7 protein-coding genes and 1 pseudogene are annotated in these 18,378 nt (G+C 35.3%); 4 read left to right on the plus strand and 4 right to left on the minus strand.

Features of this window, described 5'->3' with window-relative positions:
- Positions 1-201 precede the first annotated feature (201 nt).
- The 3 genes from OH806_RS07890 to dnaE form a co-directional block, all read right to left on the minus strand.
- The gene (locus OH806_RS07890; RefSeq protein WP_264743135.1) at positions 202-2,631 is read right to left on the minus strand and encodes a fibronectin type III domain-containing protein; all 2,430 of its coding nucleotides are present in this window, start codon (positions 2,629-2,631) and stop codon (positions 202-204) included.
- 352 nt (positions 2,632-2,983) lie between these two features.
- A complete protein-coding gene (locus OH806_RS07895; RefSeq protein WP_264743136.1) occupies positions 2,984-5,881 on the minus strand; it encodes a T9SS type A sorting domain-containing protein in 2,898 nt (965 codons plus the stop codon).
- Positions 5,882-6,164: 283 nt separating this feature from the next.
- On the minus strand, positions 6,165-10,835 hold the full coding sequence (gene dnaE / locus OH806_RS07900) for a DNA polymerase III subunit alpha (RefSeq protein WP_264743137.1): 4,671 nt from the start codon (positions 10,833-10,835) through the stop codon (positions 6,165-6,167).
- A gap of 249 nt (positions 10,836-11,084) precedes the next feature.
- Between dnaE and OH806_RS07905 the strand changes: the two genes are divergently transcribed.
- From OH806_RS07905 to OH806_RS07915, 3 genes and pseudogenes are all read left to right on the plus strand, one after another.
- The gene (locus OH806_RS07905; protein ID WP_264743138.1) at positions 11,085-13,211 is read left to right on the plus strand and encodes a S8 family peptidase; all 2,127 of its coding nucleotides are present in this window, start codon (positions 11,085-11,087) and stop codon (positions 13,209-13,211) included.
- A 76-nt stretch (positions 13,212-13,287) separates the two neighbouring features.
- Positions 13,288-15,360 (plus strand): alpha-ketoacid dehydrogenase subunit alpha/beta, encoded by a 2,073-nt coding sequence (locus OH806_RS07910; protein ID WP_264743139.1) that lies wholly within the window; start codon positions 13,288-13,290, stop codon positions 15,358-15,360.
- Positions 15,361-15,596: 236 nt separating this feature from the next.
- Positions 15,597-16,529 (plus strand): annotated as a pseudogene (locus OH806_RS07915) (bestrophin family protein); the annotation flags it as partial.
- A gap of 3 nt (positions 16,530-16,532) precedes the next feature.
- On the opposite strand, the gene OH806_RS07920 reads toward OH806_RS07915, so the two are convergent.
- The gene (locus tag OH806_RS07920) at positions 16,533-16,991 is read right to left on the minus strand and encodes an Lrp/AsnC family transcriptional regulator (protein WP_264743141.1); all 459 of its coding nucleotides are present in this window, start codon (positions 16,989-16,991) and stop codon (positions 16,533-16,535) included.
- 145 nt (positions 16,992-17,136) lie between these two features.
- Here OH806_RS07920 and OH806_RS07925 point away from each other — a divergent pair, with 145 nt between their 5' ends.
- Positions 17,137-18,363, plus strand: coding sequence for an aminotransferase class I/II-fold pyridoxal phosphate-dependent enzyme (locus OH806_RS07925; RefSeq protein ID WP_264743142.1), 1,227 nt, complete (start codon positions 17,137-17,139; stop codon positions 18,361-18,363).
- Positions 18,364-18,378: the final 15 nt, after the last annotated feature.

Raw genomic sequence — 18,378 nt, forward strand, 5'->3', positions numbered from 1 at the left:
CATAAAAAAACAAAAATTTCAAATATTTTACATCAAAATATAAACATTAACCAACACACCGACCTACATTTTACCTAAAAATAACATATTCTCAATCATTATTTAATTCAATATTTCATACTACCCCTCCGTTTCTACTATTTACTTCATAAAAAAAGCGGCTAAAAATAGCCGCTCATTATTTAATACTTATTTTTAAAACTATTTTTTAATAGTCTTAATAACCTGTCTAGAACCATCCTTCATTTCTAAAGAAATCAAGTACATTCCTGATTTTAAATCTCCTAAATGTAGCATAGAAGATGGTTTATCAATAGTTTTAACCAATCTACCTGAAATATCTGTCACAGAAATAGATTTTACATTAGTGATATCAGATATATTCAAATCATCCACAAACGGATTTGGGTAAGCCTGAATATTATTTTTCATATCAGATACTTCAGAAGTAGCCAACATTGCCGTATCAATATTAATATCATCCACCATTAAATAGAATCTATCAGCTATTGAATAAGCCTGGAATCCAAAATAATAAACTCCTGAAACATCAGGCGTAAACGTAATAGATTCTGAATTCACAGTAACATTTACAATATTAGGATAATCTGCAAGAACATTAGTCATTCCTGCAACATTAGCTGAAGTTCCATAAGCAACTTTCAATCTCTCCGCAAAAGTACTACCAGCATTTGCATACTTAAATGAAATTGTATAGGCAGTACCTCCCGTTAAATTAATGCCCTGAGTAAAAAACCAAGTATTTGCAGCAGAAGATGAATTCCATTTATATCTTAATACTTTTGTACTTGTACTAAAAGGTGCGTATCCTGCTTCTGTTGTCCAGACATTTCCAGTTCCAGCATTAATTGCTGATGTACAAAGAGGTAAAGCTGGTATTGTTACATCTTCAAAATTTAAAGAATAAGGTAAATTGGTTGAGCTACAAACCGTTTGGAACATTCTTACAGAGCAAGGCGTAGCCGGAGCAGCAGTTGTTGCAGTATATCCTGTTACAGAATAATAATAAGATGTAGAATTAGCTAATGGCGTAGTAAACGTATAACTTGTTATATTACCAACCAAATCAGTATCCAACACATCATTTCCTCCAGAAGTTGTTCCTACTTTTAATTTATAACCTGTTGCGCTATTGATTGCATTCCAAGTTATCGTAGGTGTTGTACTCATTCCACCTGCATTAGCTGCAGGAGCAGTAACCGTAGCACAAAGACTTAAAGTTGTAAAGTTTGCAGAACTAGACCAAACTCCTTTATCAACACTATTACATTTTGCCCTCACCCAATAATAATACTGTGTAGCAGGAATCAACCCTGTTAAATTCGCAGTAATAACACCCGTTGCCGTCGAGCCTAGAGGCGTTGTTGTAGACGTCGGAGCTGTAGATGAAGTACTATAATAATATTCATATCCTTCACTTGGAGGGGTAGCAGACGCTGTCCAACTTATAGTTGCAGTATCAGGAGTTACTGCAGATGAAGTAAGACCTGTAACGGTACTAGAACAATTAGCAAGAGTAGTAAAAGATCCAGCGGCTGCATATCCGTTACCAGTTCCCGCTAAATTAGGAATATGAGAATACATTGCCTGTACACCACCATTCAACGCTTGTACCCGAACTTGGTAAGTAGTATTCTGAGTTAAACCTGTAAGAGAAGCAGTAGTCGTCGAAACAGGATTACCTACAAAATCAGTCCAATCACAGCTTCCTAAAGCTCTATACTGTACATTATAAGCGGTTGCCCCAGTTGGCGCCGTCCAACTTACAGTTGCACCCATATTGGTTACAGCGGTTGTAGCAGCAAAAGTTCTCACAGGTAACTGAGTTCCGGGAGTCCAAGAATATTGTAGCCCATTTGGAATCTTAACATTCACATTAGTAGTTCCTGAAAAAAGCATGGTACTTCCATTACTGTTCCCAGTAACTGCTTTAGACCAATCACACATTGTTCCCGAAGGAATATTCCCAATCATTAAAGGACTTACATTAGTAGCATAATTTACACTATTTCCTCTTATTCCTACTTGAGGTGTTGTCCCTGAAGTACTGGTAGTTCCCGGATCTGTGCAATCTCCATAAATTATCTTTATTTCGCCCGTTGCATAAACTAATCGAATCTGGAAATTCAACCTTTCTGTTGCTCTATTAAAATAGTTAGCATGATCTTGCCACTGAACAACAAATTCAGTTCCTAAATCCTCATATCTAACCTCATGGTTACCCGATGGTTGTGTAGCATCTGAAGATGAAAAGCCTCCATCTTGCCCAAATGCAGAAATAGCCCCCGTAGTAGAACCCAAAGTCGAAAGAGGAGTATAATTTGTTCCTGAAGGTGCCGCTCCAAAAGTTATGAAGCCGTTTGCACTTACATAAACACTAGTAACCGCAACCCCTCCAAAAGTGAAAGGAGCAGATAGTGTAATCTCAGACGAAACCTCATTATCATAAGTCGTGTTAGTCCCTGTTGGGAATAACTTTGTCCCACCAGTAATTGGCACATATACAGCACCAGTACTCTTAGCGAAAGAATAGTTAGCGATATTCGTTTGAGCAGAAATCCCTGCCAAAGCAGAAAAAGCTAAAAAACACGCTAGTAATTTTTTTTTCATACAGTAAAATTTAAAATTAGTATTCAAAACTAATAATTAAATCACAAAAACACACAATCCAATTAATAATTAATTAAAAAACACGACTTTAAATAAAGAAAATCAAACAAACATTTAATTCCATTAATAAAACAACAATAACAAACACACAAACAAAACACTGATAATCAAACAAGTAAAAAAGTAAAAAAAAATGCACAATACATCCATATTATTACACTTAACATAATAAAATAATTAATAAATTACATTTTCCCCACACGATAAAACTAATAAATTTACCTGAATACATTATTTAAAATAAAAAAGCGGCCAAAAATAGCCGCTCATTATTTAATACTTACTTTTAAAACTATTTTTTAATAGCCTTAATAACCTGTCTAGAACCATCTTTCATTTGTAAAGAAATCAAATACATTCCAGATTTCAAATCTCCTAAACGAAGTACAGATGATGGCTTATCAATGGTTTTCAATAATCTACCAGAAATATCTATTATAGAAACAGACTTCACATTAGTAACATCCGAAATATTTAAATCATCCGCAAAAGGATTCGGATAAACTTTAATATTATCTTTAGCAGCAGAAACTTCATTTGTTGCCAATATTGAAGCATCATAGGCAGAAAGCTTAAATTGACCTGTAGTACTTCCACCACCCACGGTTCCTGTATATCTCCAAACACTTATATACAAAGTAGCTCCTGGTGTTTGTCCCGTCAATGATAATAATGAGAAATTATCTACCCCACTGTCATCATCACACGCAACATTCGTTAACGATCCACAAGTTCCGCTATATACGGAAAGGACTGTATCTACGAATCCCGATCCAGCAACACCTTGCGTTTCAATTGTAATTGTTCCGCTTGCCGGCACCACCACAGAATACCACACATTATCTCCTCTACTAGTTTGACAAGTCGTCGTTCCATCCGTTGTAGCACCATCATTACTTGTAATAATAGCATTGGTATTAAAATTATTTCCCACCGTCAAAGTTACCGCACCTGAACAAACATCATTTGCAGGAGGTGGAGGTGGCGTAGTTACACAGATATTAAAGCTATTGCTATACCCCGCCCCGTTACTATTATAAACTCTTATATAATAAGTCTGTCCTGAAGTAAGTCCAGTAACAGTTGTAGTATTAGCTGTACCACAAACAATACTAGTCAATCCTCCACACACCCCACTGAATACCTGAGTATATAAACTTGTAGATGATGTAGTTCCTGTAGAAACCAAATTTGATAATGTAATAGTATGAGTTGAAGCTGATGCTACAAACGAATACCAAACATCATCATCTGCTGTTCCCGTACATGGAGATACAGCAAGACCCGAATTAGTTGCAGAGGCAGTAGTTCCAGCTGTTGAACTTGCACAGGTTGTAGTTGAACTCACTGTTAAAGGTATCGCAGCCGCACATTCATCATTTGGTGGTGCCACCGGCGTAGTAACACAAATATTAAATGTATTAGCATATCCAGTTCCTGAATTAGAATTATAAACCCTTACATAATATGTATTACCTACTGTTAAGCCAGTAAGTTGAGTCGGCGTGGCATAAGTTGTATCACAAATAACACTTGTTAACGCTCCACAAGAACCACTCAACACCTGAAGATAAAGTGATGTAGAAGAGGTAGTACCAACAGACACAACGTTTGTTAAGGCAACTGTATGAGTCGCAGAAGTAGCCACAAACGAATACCAAACATCATCATCTGCTGTTCCCGTACATGGAGAAATAGCAACACCAGAATCTGTAGCAGATAAAGTAGTTCCTGATACCGAGTTTACACACAAAGATCCTGAACTTACCGTTAAAGGAATTGTATTAACACAATCATCATTAGAAGGCGGAGGCGGAGGTGTCCCCACACAGATATCAAAGCTAATATTTCTTCCCGCTGTAGTAGATTCACCAAAAGTAAACACTCTTATATAATAAGTCTGCCCAGCCGTTAATCCCGTTACCAAAGCAGAATTAGGATCTGAACAAAGTACACTAGCCTGTGAACCACACGCACCACTTAATACTTGGAAATATGCATCTGTAGCACTTGTTGGTCCGGTAGAAACAACATTATTCAAAGAAACCTGATGGGATGTTGCAGTGGCTACAAATGAATACCAAACATCATCATCACCAACCGCTGTTGTACTACACGGCGACACCATCGTAATTCCTGAATTGGTTGCCCCCAAAGTATTTCCTGCCGTTGTTACCCCACAATTCAAATCCGAATTTACAGTTAACGATATTGCATTCGCACAGTCGTCATTAGCTGGAGGCCCAGCCACCGTGAACGAAGTTTCAGTACATCCTGTAGCTTCTCCAAGTGAGTTAATCGGAGTAACAGTTACATAATAAGTGGTAGAAGCTGTAAGATTGGAAAGAGCATAAGAAGTTACGTTCCCTACATTAATATTAGCTAGCACGTCAGTTCCACCCGGAGTTGTTCCTACTCTTAATTTATAGCTTGAAGCCGCCGCAGTCCCACCTACAGCATTCCACGTTAATACTGGAGAGTAAGGAGTATTTGTCGCTCCGGCAGCAGGAAAAGTTAAAGTAGTACAAGTTGGTACTAATGTTGGAGGCACATCAAATGCTATATGTGGTCTTCTGTAATCAGAAGATGTAAGAGTTGCACCAAATGCAGAAGTTGTCGTTACATACTTTGTTGTATTGCTGTTACCCGTACTGATACAAGGAGAAGAATATTCATATTCCCAGTTGATCGTTGATGTTTGCGCTGTAGTTTGGGTATATTCTGTAAATACAGCAAGATTACTTCCCGCAGTATATGGGAAATTAACAGAGTGAACAAATTGCTTAAATCCTGCGGAATTCCCAACAGCTGCTTGAGGATTAGCATCATACACCAATGTAGCTCCGGCAATAGCAGTCGCCCAATCCAATGCTCCCGAACCAAAATCCGTAGCAGTCGTATTCATTAAATAAATCTTAAAATTAGCATCTGCATTTAAGGTTCCAGAAGCGGTGTATCTTTTCAGATATGTTGCAGTAATTGAGCTATTAGCAATAGCTGTTAGTTGTGAAGCAGGAATAATAAAAGCTCCGCGACCTTTAGAGTTTACAGTTGCATTACTATTGGGCACCCCATAACTATTCGTTCCAATAGTTCCATTACAGACAGGAACTGTGTAACTTTGTCCCCAATACAATTGACAAGCCAGTATACTCATCAATAACAGAAAGAGTAAATGTAATTTTTTCATACTTAGTTTCATTTAAAATTCAATGTATAAAAATACAAAATAAATAACACTAATTAAATAAATTACATTGATTTAATCAATTAACCATTAAATAACCAATAAAAATAATCTAAAATTAAATATAAAATAAACATATATTTAATTTATTGAAAATTCAACAATAAATGAATTATTAGTAAATACCTGATAATCAAATAAATAAAAAAACAACTCCTATTTTAATATATTATTAAAAATAAAAAAGCAACCCGAAAGTTGCTTTTCAATAAAAAAATATTTCAAACTAATTTAAGTAAAACTCATACTTATTTAATAACTGTATATCCCGGATTAGCTCCCCACTAAGATTCACAGAATGTTTCATGGACTGTACTTCTATATGAGAATCATCCTCAATATTCTTTATAAAGAATTTCAGTTTCTGATTTCCCTGATTTCGCTCAAGTACACTTCTGAAAAAGTTCAAATCTTCCGGCCTTACATCCATTACATCCATTACAAGGGAAATACTTTTAGCAAATCTTTCAAATGCCTCCTGAAGTTCAATCACATCGTTTACGTTAACGAAAACACGCCCATCTTTCACCTGAGCAAATTTAATTTTAAAAATAACAAATCGCTGAACTTCTAATTTCTCTTTTAATCTCATATAATCCCTATCCCCCAATCTGAAAGAATACGACCCAGAATAATCTTCCAACGTAACAAAAGCCACCTTTTCACCACTTCGAAAACCATCTTTTACTACATATTCCGTAATCAACCCGGCTACAGTGTATTCTTTTCCGCCGCCACCGTTTTCTCTTTCTTTCTGTATCGTTTTCCAGTCTTTTTTCTTCTCTTCAAACAACTCTTCCTGCTTATTAGCAAAAGCAATTTCTTTATATGTATCTACCTCATCTAGATTCAAGAACAGAAAATTGCCTTTTGGCTCTGCTTTTTTAGTTACCTCCTCTATAATCTCCTCTTCTTCACCTGCAACAATATCATCAGAAACAATTTCCGCCAAATCTGCCGGTTCATCAATAGAATCTTTCTCAAGAATCGGAGCCTCATCCACAACCATTTTCACTTCATCATCCTTCTCTAAAACAGCTTTTTTAGAGAGCTGTCCCTGCATAAACTGGAACTGATACTTAAACTCATCCAACGGATGCGCAGAAAGATAAAACCCTATGATTTCTTTTTCTTTATTCAATTTATGCATATTTGGCCATTCAGGACAAGGTGCTAATTTTGGTTGCTCTATCTGAACCTCTTCTGCAAAGTCTGCGAAAAGAGAGTTTTCCATCTCATTTTTACTTTCCTGGAAACTCTGCCCGTACCTGATTAACCTTTCCAGATTGGTTCTCCCAGCCATATCAATATCAAAATACTGACCTCTATGGAAAGAATCTAATTCATCAAAGGCTCCTGCCAAAACCAAACTTTCCGCTACCCTCTTGTTCATTTGAGAAGGAAGAATTCTTTCAAAGAAATCATAAATATTTTTAAATCTACCATTTTGTCTTTCTCTGGTAATCGCTTCACTTGGCCCTTCCCCAATACCTTTAATTGCCCCCAAACCAAAACGAATCTGCCCTTTTTCGTTTACTGAAAATTTATATTGAGATTCATTCACATCCGGCCCTAAAACATCAACACCCATTGCTTTACAATCCTCCATGAACATTGTGATTGAATCGGTATTGTTAATGTTATTACTCATCACACTCGCCATATATTCAGCAGGATAATTTGCTTTTAAATATGCCGTTTGATAGGCTACAAACGCATAACAAGTAGAGTGAGATTTATTGAAGGCATATTCCGCAAACGCTTTCCAGTCATTCCAGATTTTTTCTAAACGACCCTCATCCAGATTATTTTTTCTTCCTCCCTCAATAAATTTAGGGTACATTTTATTAAGAACATCAATCTGCTTTTTACCCATCGCCTTTCTCAATGTATCTGCCTCACCTTTCGTAAAATTGGCTAGTTTCTGAGACAAAAGCATTACTTGCTCCTGATAAACGGTAATTCCGTAAGTTTCCTTTAAATATTCCTCTGTTTCAGGTAAATCATAGACAATTTCTTCAATTCCGTGTTTTCTGTTAATAAAGTTCGGGATATATTTAATCGGACCCGGGCGATACAATGCATTCATCGCAATAAGGTCAGCAAAAACCGTTGGTTTCAGTTCTCTCATATATTTTTGCATTCCCGGACTTTCATATTGGAAAATCCCTACTGTCCTCCCTTCCTTAAATAACTGATAGGTCTTGGTATCATCTAGCGGAATTTCATCTGGATTGATATCAACTCCATGTCTTTCTTTAACCAATTTTAAAGCATCTTTAATAATTGTCAAAGTACGAAGACCAAGGAAATCCATCTTCAAAAGACCTGCACTTTCAGCCACCGAGTTATCAAACTGTGAAACCAAAATATCTGCATCTTTTGCAGCAATCGTAACAGGAACAAGATTACTCACATCTTCAGGCGTAATAATTACTCCACAGGCATGAATCCCCGTATTCCTGATACAACCTTCCATCTTTTTTGCACTCGCCAACACATCATGACGCGGATCTGAGGGACTATCCAAGACCATCTTCATTTCATCAACAAGCATTTGCTCTTCAGGTTTCAGCTTATCATATTTAGATAAAGCTTTCGCAATATTCATTCCGGGTGTAGAAGGAATAAGTTTTGCAATATTATTCGTATCAGGAATCGGAACATCTAGCACCCTTCCTGCATCTTTAATTGCTGATTTACCTCCTAAAACAGAATATGTAATAATCTGTGCAACCTGATTCTGACCATATTTATCAATCACCCATTTGATAATTTTATCTCTTCCTTCATCATCAAAATCGATATCAATATCGGGCATAGAAACCCTTTCAGGATTCAAGAATCTCTCAAAAAGGAGGTCATACTTAATTGGATCAACATTCGTAATCCCAATACAGTACGCCACAGCCGAACCCGCCGCCGAACCCCTTCCCGGACCGACCCAAACTCCCATTTTTCGAGCTTCATTACAAAAATCCTGAACAATCAGGAAGTACCCCGGATAACCTGTATTTGCGATTACTTCAAGTTCAAAATCCAGGCGTTCTTTAATTTCATCAGTAATCCCTGTTTCTACATATCTTCTTTTCGCACCCTCATAAGTTAAGTGTGTTAAATATGCCATTTCACCTCGCTTCCCTCCATCAACCTCATCTTCAGGGTTAATAAACTCCTCTGGAATATCAAATTTAGGAAGAAGAACGTCTCTTTTTAGAGTATATGGTTTAAATTTCGCAGTAAATTCTTCATATGCATCAAAAGCATCTGGATATGCTAAAAAAGCCTCTTTTATCTCATCAGAATTCTTGATATAATATTCTCCTGTAGCAAGTCCTTTTCTTTTCCCAAAACCTTTACCAACAGGAGTTGACAGCTTTTCACCATCTTTAATACAGCTTACAATATCCTGAATGTTAGAATCATCTTTATTGGTATAAAAAGTTTCATTTTGAGCTAAAATTTTAACATTGTATTTATCTGCAAAATGTAGCAAAACATCATTTAAATGTTCTTCTTCAGGCAACTTATGATTTTGGATCTGAACATAAAAATCATCTCCAAAAGTATCTTTCCACCATCTGAAAAGCTCCTCTCCTTTTTGTTCACCGGTATTCAAAATTGCATCAGGAATATCCCCATGAATACCCGAAGTTAAAGCAATTACCCCTTCTTTATATTCCGCAATCAGTTCTCTACTCACCCTTGGAACACCAAAATAAAATCCTTTTAAGAAACCTATACTTGAAAGTTTTGCTAAGTTTTTGTATCCATTAAAATCCTTTGCTAAAAGAACAACCTGAGTTCTTCTATCTGGATCATCTTTGGTAAATTGCTTTTGTTCATACCTATCAGAAATATAGAACTCACATCCCACAACAGGAATTAAAGGTTCTGAAACAGGTTCCGGCTCTTTAAAATCCTCTCCATTCTCCTCAGCTTCCTGTTTTTTTGCTAGATATTCTTTATGTTTTTTAGCCCTATCTCCATTAGCTCCTTCAACCGCTGAAACAAACTTGAAAGCCCCCATCATATTCCCCAAATCAACCATTCCGACAGCAGGGAAATTATCTTCAGTTGCTCTTTTAATTAAATCCGAAATACTCGAAGTAGCAGTAAGCGTAGAAAAAACACTATGATTATTAAAATTGAAGTATTTTCCTAAATCAATATCATCTATACTTCCAAAATCCTGTTGTTTTTTCTTATTATTAAAATCCGCAACCTGCCTTCTGATTATGATATCAAAAGGTTTAATCGGATCAGGATAAAGTGTTTTGAAGTAAGTTAATTGATCTTCCGAAATTTTTAGAATCTCAGCAGGAATTACTCCAATCCTCATCATTTCAAAGAAAACCTGAGCTGTCGCATTTACGTCAGCAGCTGCATTGTGAGCTTCATCAAACTTATGTCCGTAAAGTTTTTCATAAAGCTCCTCCAATTTTGGAGGTTTAAATTTTCCTCCACGACCTCCTCCTAGTTGACAAAAATCTGTACCTAAAATCATGGTATCTGCTTTAGGTTTTTCCTGAAGATTGTCTTTGATATTTTTTCTGTAAAACTCAGCTCCAACAATATTATAATCAAACTCTACATTATGCCCCGAAACGACTCTTACCCTATCCAAAACCTTAGAAAACTCTTCTAAGATTTCTTGTAAATCTCGACCTTCTTCATTAGCAATTTTTGTAGTAATCCCGTGAATTCTCGCTGCATTAAAGGGAATATCATATCCCTCAGGTTTTATTATATAATCCTGATTCTCAATAAGTCTCCCATCATCATCGTGTAATTGCCAAGCAATCTGAACCATTCTTGGCCAGTTTTCCGAATCCGAAAGAGGAGCATTGAAATTCTTTGGTAATCCTGTGGTTTCTGTGTCAAAAACTAAATACATGTAATTTCTTCTAGTTTTATTAAAAAGAGAATGTAAAGTTACTTAATTTATAACAAACTTAAACCCATTGTACATTTTTCATTTTTAACCCAACAAACAAAACAACTCCCCAATCAACGAATTAAAACAAACACAATAAAACAATCATAAAAAAAGCCATTTCTTTACTATTAATTAAAACAAACAACATATAAATTATATATTTTATATATATTTGTAGCTTATATCATTTTAAGCTATTTAAAAATTATGAAGAAATGTTTACTTTTGGTTAGCACTTTAACCTTAGCAATAGTAAGTGCACAAAATAATGAAGTTTTAGAAAGAGAATTCGCTAAGCAAAACAGGGAGAACAATGAAAAGTTTGATTCATATGTTGCGAAAGTATATGGAGTAAACAAATCCCCAGAAGCATTAAAAGAAATTGAGGAACAGAGAGCTAATTTAGTTGGCTTTAATCCTGATGGGAGGCCTATTTTTCTACAAGCAGAAGACATGGATCAGATAAAAAATTCCAATTCTGATCACTTACAAAATGGCACAATTACTGGCTTAACCGGATCATTCAACGGTGAAAATATTAAATTCACCGTTTTTGATGGAGGCAGAGCGTTTGCTGGACACGTATTCTTTAATAATATCCCTAACAGAATAACCAATAAAGAGGCCAGTACAATGAATTATAGTGCTCATGCTACATCAGTAGCTGGATTTATTGGATCTAAAGCCTACACACAAACAGTAACATTCACTAACGGAACCACTAGAACTATTAATTTTCAGGGCATTGCAAAAAACTCTCTAATAGATTCTTATGCTTTTGCAACAACAACATTACCCGGAAACACATCAACAAGTACAGTTTTTGAAAAAATCGTAATTGCACAGCCTAAAATTTCTAATCATTCCTATGGTACAAACCAAGGATGGGATGTAAAAACCGTAAATGGAGTTAATGCTTGGGTATGGAACGGAGCATTTGGTAGTCCAAATACATCATATGACTTACAAGGAACATATTATACAAACGATCAAAATTATGACCGAATTGTCTACACTAATCCTTCTTACATTATTGTAAAATCATCCGGAAATTATTTTGGTTATGGTCCAGATTACCCAGGGACTTCTACATTTCCTAAATACTATACAGATAACTCTACAGGCGCTCAAGTTCAATTCGCTGCTACAGATACCCTACCTACTACAAACTGTAGTTTGGGATATGACTGTATTGGACCTGGTTCTTTAGCAAAGAATATTATTGTAGTTGGAGCAACAGATAGAATTACCACAAATGACGGAAGGTACACTACAGTAAGTGATGTAGTACACTCTGATTATAGTAGTGCAGGACCTAGAGATGACGGAGGTATCAAACCTGACATCACAGCTGTAGGAACAAGTGTCGGAAGTGCTTCTACCGCTGAAGATCTAGTGGGTAGTCAATCCTTAACAGTAGGTGATGGCACATCATATTCCGCTCCTGTTGTTACAGGTGTTATTGGTCTTTGGACTCAAATAAACAAGCAATTATTTAATAATGCAGAATTGAATGCAGCTTCTGCAAAAACGTTAATGATTCATTCAGCAGCGGAAGCAGGAAACGTCGGTCCAGATCCATTATTCGGCTGGGGGTTCATTGACGCTAAAAAAGGAGCAGAAATTCTAGTAGGAAAGTCCAATAACACTCTTATCTTCAGTGATGAAACCCTTAACAATGGTGCAAACAACAAAAAAACTATTGTAGCTTCAGGTACTGAACCAATTAAAGTAACTATTTCTTGGATCGATCCTGAATACAAAGTAACATCAAATCTTTGGTCAAACCTTTATAATAATAGGAACTCACGATTGGTAAATGACTTAGATCTAAGAGTAATAGATAATGAAACCGGAACCGTTTATCTACCATGGAAATTAAATGCAACGAATCCAAATGTAGCAGTAAAAGGAGATAATACTGTAGATAATGTAGAACAAGTGGTAGTTGATAACCCAGTTGCAGGAAGAACATACAGAATTGAAGTAACGCATAAAGGTACTCTAGTAAATAATGCAACATCCCCAGTAACTACACCTCAAAATTATTCTATTATAGCAACTGGATATAGTTCAATTTTAGGAACCGGAGAAGTTAACACCAAAAACAATGACATCGTTATTGCACCAACTATTACAAAAGATATCGTTAAAGTACTAAAAGCACCTGCTAAATCTACATTTAATGTTTATGAGCTTTCAGGTAAAAAGTTACAAAGCGGTGTAATTAGTAATGATACAGATATCGATTTATCTTCTTACACTAAAGGCATTTATATTATTGAAGTAAAAACGGCTAATGATGTGATTACTAAAAAAATCATCAAAGAATAAAACTTTATAACATATAAATTCACACAAAATACTAACACTTGTTAGTATTTTGTTTTTTTATGTATATTTGCTTTCTATGGAAAATACACTTCACGAAAAAGTTTCTCAGGACATTCTATTAAAGGCTTATAACCATATGATGCTTGCAAAGGCTATGGCAGATATTTATGAGGAAAACAGAAATATTTGTAAATATGTTCATAGTACCTCAAGAGGTCATGAAGCGATACAATTAGCTACAGCATATCAATTAAAAAAAGAAGACTGGGTTTCTCCATATTACAGAGATGAAAGTATTTTATTAGGTATTGGTTTTGAACCTTATCAATTAATGCTTCAGTTACTTGCTAAAGCTGAAGATCCTTTTTCCGGAGGTAGATCTTATTATTCCCACCCTTCTAGCAGAGATGAAAATAAACCTAAAATTATTCATCAAAGTTCAGCAACTGGGATGCAGACAATTCCAACAACAGGAGTTGCACAAGGTCTAAAATATATTCAGGATTTTGAACTACAACAATTTGAAAATAATCCAGTTGTTGTTTGTAGTCTTGGAGATAATTCCGTGACAGAAGGTGAAGTAAGTGAAGCATTACAGTTTGCGGCTTTACACCAACTTCCAATTATATTTTTAGTTCAAGATAACGAATGGGGAATTTCCGTTACAAAAGAAGAAGCCAGAACTTGTGATGCATATGATTTTGTAGCAGGATTTGAAGGACTAAACAGAATGAGAGTTGACGGAACTGACTTCATTGAAAGCTTTGAAGTAATGAAAAAAGCTGTCGACTTTGTAAGAACAGAAAGAAAACCTTTAGTTGTTTGTGCTAAAACTGTTCTTATCGGTCACCATACTTCTGGTGTAAGAAGAGAGTTCTATAGAGATGAAGAAGATTTAACAAAGCATAGAGCAAAGGATCCGGGAGAAATTTTAAGAAGACAACTTATCGAGGCAGGAACTGATGAAGAGCTATTAAAACAAATTACCAAAAAAGCAAGATTAGAAGCAGAAGAAGCTTTTGAAAAAGCTAAAAACGCCGAAGATCCTAAGCCTGAAACGGTAATGCAACATATTTTCGCCCCTACTCCAATTACAGAAGAAGTTGGAACCAGAGAACCAGAAGGTGGAGAAAAAATTGTGATGGTAGACGCAGCCATTCACGCCATTCAGGAATTAATGTGGAAGCACCCTGAAGCTTTATTGTACGGACAAGACGTTGGAGAGAGAATTGGAGGAGTTTTCCGTGAAACAGTAACTTTAGGCAAAAAATTCGGAAGCAAAAGAGTTTTCAACACTGCGATTCAAGAAGCTTATATTATTGGTTCTACAACAGGTATGAGCGCAGTTGGTTTAAAACCGATTGTTGAAGTACAGTTTGCAGATTATATTTATCCGGGAATCAATCAATTAATTACAGAAATTTCAAAATCCAGCTATTTAAGTCAGGGAAAATTCCCTGTAAGCAATATTATTAGAGTTCCAATCGGAGCTTACGGAGGTGGCGGACCTTATCACAGTGGAAGTGTTGAAAGTATTTTAGCCAACATCAAAGGTATTAAAATCGCTTATCCAAGTAACGCAGCAGATTTTAAAGGACTTCTAAAAGCCGCATATTACGACCCAAACCCTGTTGTAATGCTTGAACACAAAGGCTTATATTGGAGCAAAGTTCCAGGAACCGAAGATGCGAAAACCATTGAACCTGCTGAAGATTACATCTTACCTTTCGGAAAAGGAAATATCATCATTGAAGCAGACAAAACCGAAACCGAAAAAGGTAGAACTTTATTGGTTGTAACATACGGAATGGGTGTTTATTGGGCTAAAGAAGCTGCTAAAAACTTTAATGGAAGAGTTGAAGTCATTGATTTGAGAACACTGATTCCTCTTGATGAAAAATTGGTATTCGAAAGAGTGAAAAAACACGGTAAATGTATTGTTTTGACAGAAGAGCAACTCAACAATTCATTCGCAGAAGCCTTTGCTCACCGTATTTCCAAAAATTGCTTTAAATATTTGGATGCACCGATAGAAACTATGGGTTCTTTAGATACACCAGCCGTTCCAATTAATTTGGTATTAGAAAAAGAAATGCTTCCTAACGCAGAAAAATTAAGCAAGAAAATCGAAGAAATGCTTAACTACTAAATAAAAACTTAAACCTCTAACTATTTAGAGGTTTTTTTATGCTTATTTCATTCATTTTAGTTTAAATTTAATTATAAAAATACCGTTTCGTCTTGGTATTTTTTTTGATACAGTTATTCTCAGATTTTCACCAAATCATGATTACAACAAAGTATTTCAATTACAGGCAGGTTTTGCATCTTTCAGGAATCCATTTAATTTGGGTGAGTGTTTAGTGTACAGTAGTTGCCTCCCTTTTTTATTTCTTCGACTGGAAATGGATGGTTATTCCTTGGGTTCCCGTTGCATTGATTGGTACAGCAGAAGCATTTTTAGTCGGTTTTAAGAATAATCAGGCATATGATAGACTTTGGGAAGCAAGAAAAATTTGGGGAGGAATTGTAAATTCCAGCCGTTCTTTGGGTTCAATGATATATGCTTTTGATACAAAAAACGAAGAAATAGGAGTTTTTGACTTAGAGGATAGAAGAAAAAAAATTATCTATCGTCATTTAGCCTGGCTTTACGCTTTTCGTGAACAATTGTTGGTACCAACAGAGTGGGAACACATCGGAACGAAAAATGAAAAGTCTTACCTTATTAATCAAAGAAGAAACAGATTAATAAAAGCAGGATTTCCCGATTATAGCAGAACCTCGATATTCTTGAGAAAATATCTTTCAGAAGAAGAGTTTGAGGCTCAATCAAATTATAAAAATTTTGCTACATATTTGATTTCACAACAAGCTAAGGATATTAATGAATTAAAAAATATTGCTGCCATCTCAGATTTTAATCAGATGCAATTACAAAATTGCTTAAATGAATTTTATAATTTTCAGGGACAGGCGGAAAGAATTAAAAAATTTCCGTCACCAAGACAATTTGCAAGTACCGCTTTTATTTTTAATGTTCTTTTTATAATGCTCCTTCCATTAGGCTTGGTAAATGAATTTTATAAATTGGGAGATTGGGGAATTTGGGTGAGCGTTCCATTTTGTATTATCGTTGGCTGGATTTACATTATTATGGAGCTTGTAGGAGATTATTCCGAAAACCCATTTGCCGGATTAATGTTTGATGTACCTATGCTTTCCATCTGTAGAACTATTGAAATAGATCTTCTACAAATGGTTGGTGAAACAGAATTACCCGAACCTATTGTTTCTAAAAATGGAGTTCTAGTTTAAATACTACAAAACAATTGCTGTTGTATTTTTCACCTCAGAAATCATAAACGAACTATGGGTACTTGCAATATGCTGTAAAGTCGTCAGCTTTGTCACCATAAAGTTTCTATAATCTGCGATATCTTTCAAGCAGATTTTTAAGATGTAATCATAGTCTCCACTTACATGAAAACATTCTGTGACCTCCGGTAAAGTCATAATTTCTTTTTCAAACTGAAGAACATATTCTTTCTTATGCTGACTAAGTTTTACATGACATAAAACCACAAAGTTCCTCTCAATTTTATGTTTATCCAAAAGAGCCACATATTTTGAAATTACTCCTGAGTTTTCAAGTTTTTTGATTCGCTCATAAACCGCCGTAACCGACAATCCTAGCTTATAAGACAATTCTTTGGTGGTTTGTTTTGCATCTTCTTGCAAAAAAAGAAGCAAATTTTTATCCGTTTCATCAAAGTTCATAGATATTTTTTTGGCAAATTTTTACAAAAAACAAATATAATAAACTTTTTTTCTGCAAATATCGAATAATATAGATTTATATTCTAAAAAATAATATTATCATTGTTATAATTCTGAAATTGGCTCATTTTTAAATAAAAAAATCATGCAAGAATTCAATGCAGCCAACGAAATACAAGACTTACAATATTTTGGTGAGTTTGGAGGAGTAAATCCTTCAATTTCTGATAGTTCAACTTACACATTCCTTTCTGCAAAAACAATGTTTGATACATTTGAAGGAAATGCAGACGGATGTTATTTGTATTCAAGACATTCATCTCCAATGAATCTGTATCTTTCTGAAGCATTAGCTAAAATGGAAAATACAGAAGCTGCAAACGTTACTGCATCAGGAATGGGAGCAATCACCTCAGTATTAATGCAGGTTTGTAAAAGTGGAGACCATATTATCTCAAGCAGAACTATTTATGGAGGAACGTATGCTTTTATGAAAAACTTCTTGCCTCCTTTTAATATTGAAACTACTTTCTTGGATATCAATAATTTTGATGCAATTGAAAAGTCTATCAAACCCAATACAAAAGTTATCTATTGCGAAAGCGTAAGCAACCCACTTTTGGAAGTAGCAGATTTAAGAAAATTATCAGAACTCTGTAAGAAACATAATTTAAAATTAATTGTAGATAATACTTTTTCACCTCTTTCTATTTCACCTACATTATTAGGAGCAGATATCGTTATTCATTCTTTAACTAAATTCATCAACGGAAGTAGCGATACAGTTGGTGGAGTTTATTGCTCTAATCAAGAATTTATTAATGATACCAAAAATGTAAACACAGGAGCGTGTATGCTTTTGGGTCCTACAATGGACAGCCTTCGTTCTGCAAGTATTCTAAAAAATCTTAGAACGCTGCACATCAGACTGAAACAGCATAGCTATAATGCAATGTATCTTGCTGAAAGATTTGAGAAAGATGGCTTAAAAGTATCTTATCCAGGACTAAAATCTCACAAAAACCATGAGTTAATGAAAAGCATGATGCATGAAGAATATGGTTTTGGCGGACTTTTAACTGTAGACGCAGGAACTACAGAAAAGGCTAATGAATTAATGGAAATGATGCAGAAAGAAAATCTTGGTTACTTAGCTGTGAGTTTAGGGTTCTACAAAACATTATTCTCTTGTTCAGGAAGCTCAACTTCATCTGAAATTCCTGAAGAAGAACGTGCAGCAATGGGAATTTCCGATGGATTAATCAGATTTTCAATCGGACTAGACCACGATATAGAAAGAACTTATCAAAAAATGAAGGAATGTATGTTAAAAGTAGGCGTTCTTAACCATGAAACCATCTCCATATTCTAATTTTTTTTGTTATAA

The organism is Chryseobacterium oryctis, from assembly GCF_025971925.1.
Taxonomy (GTDB): Bacteria; Bacteroidota; Bacteroidia; order Flavobacteriales; family Weeksellaceae; genus Chryseobacterium; species Chryseobacterium oryctis.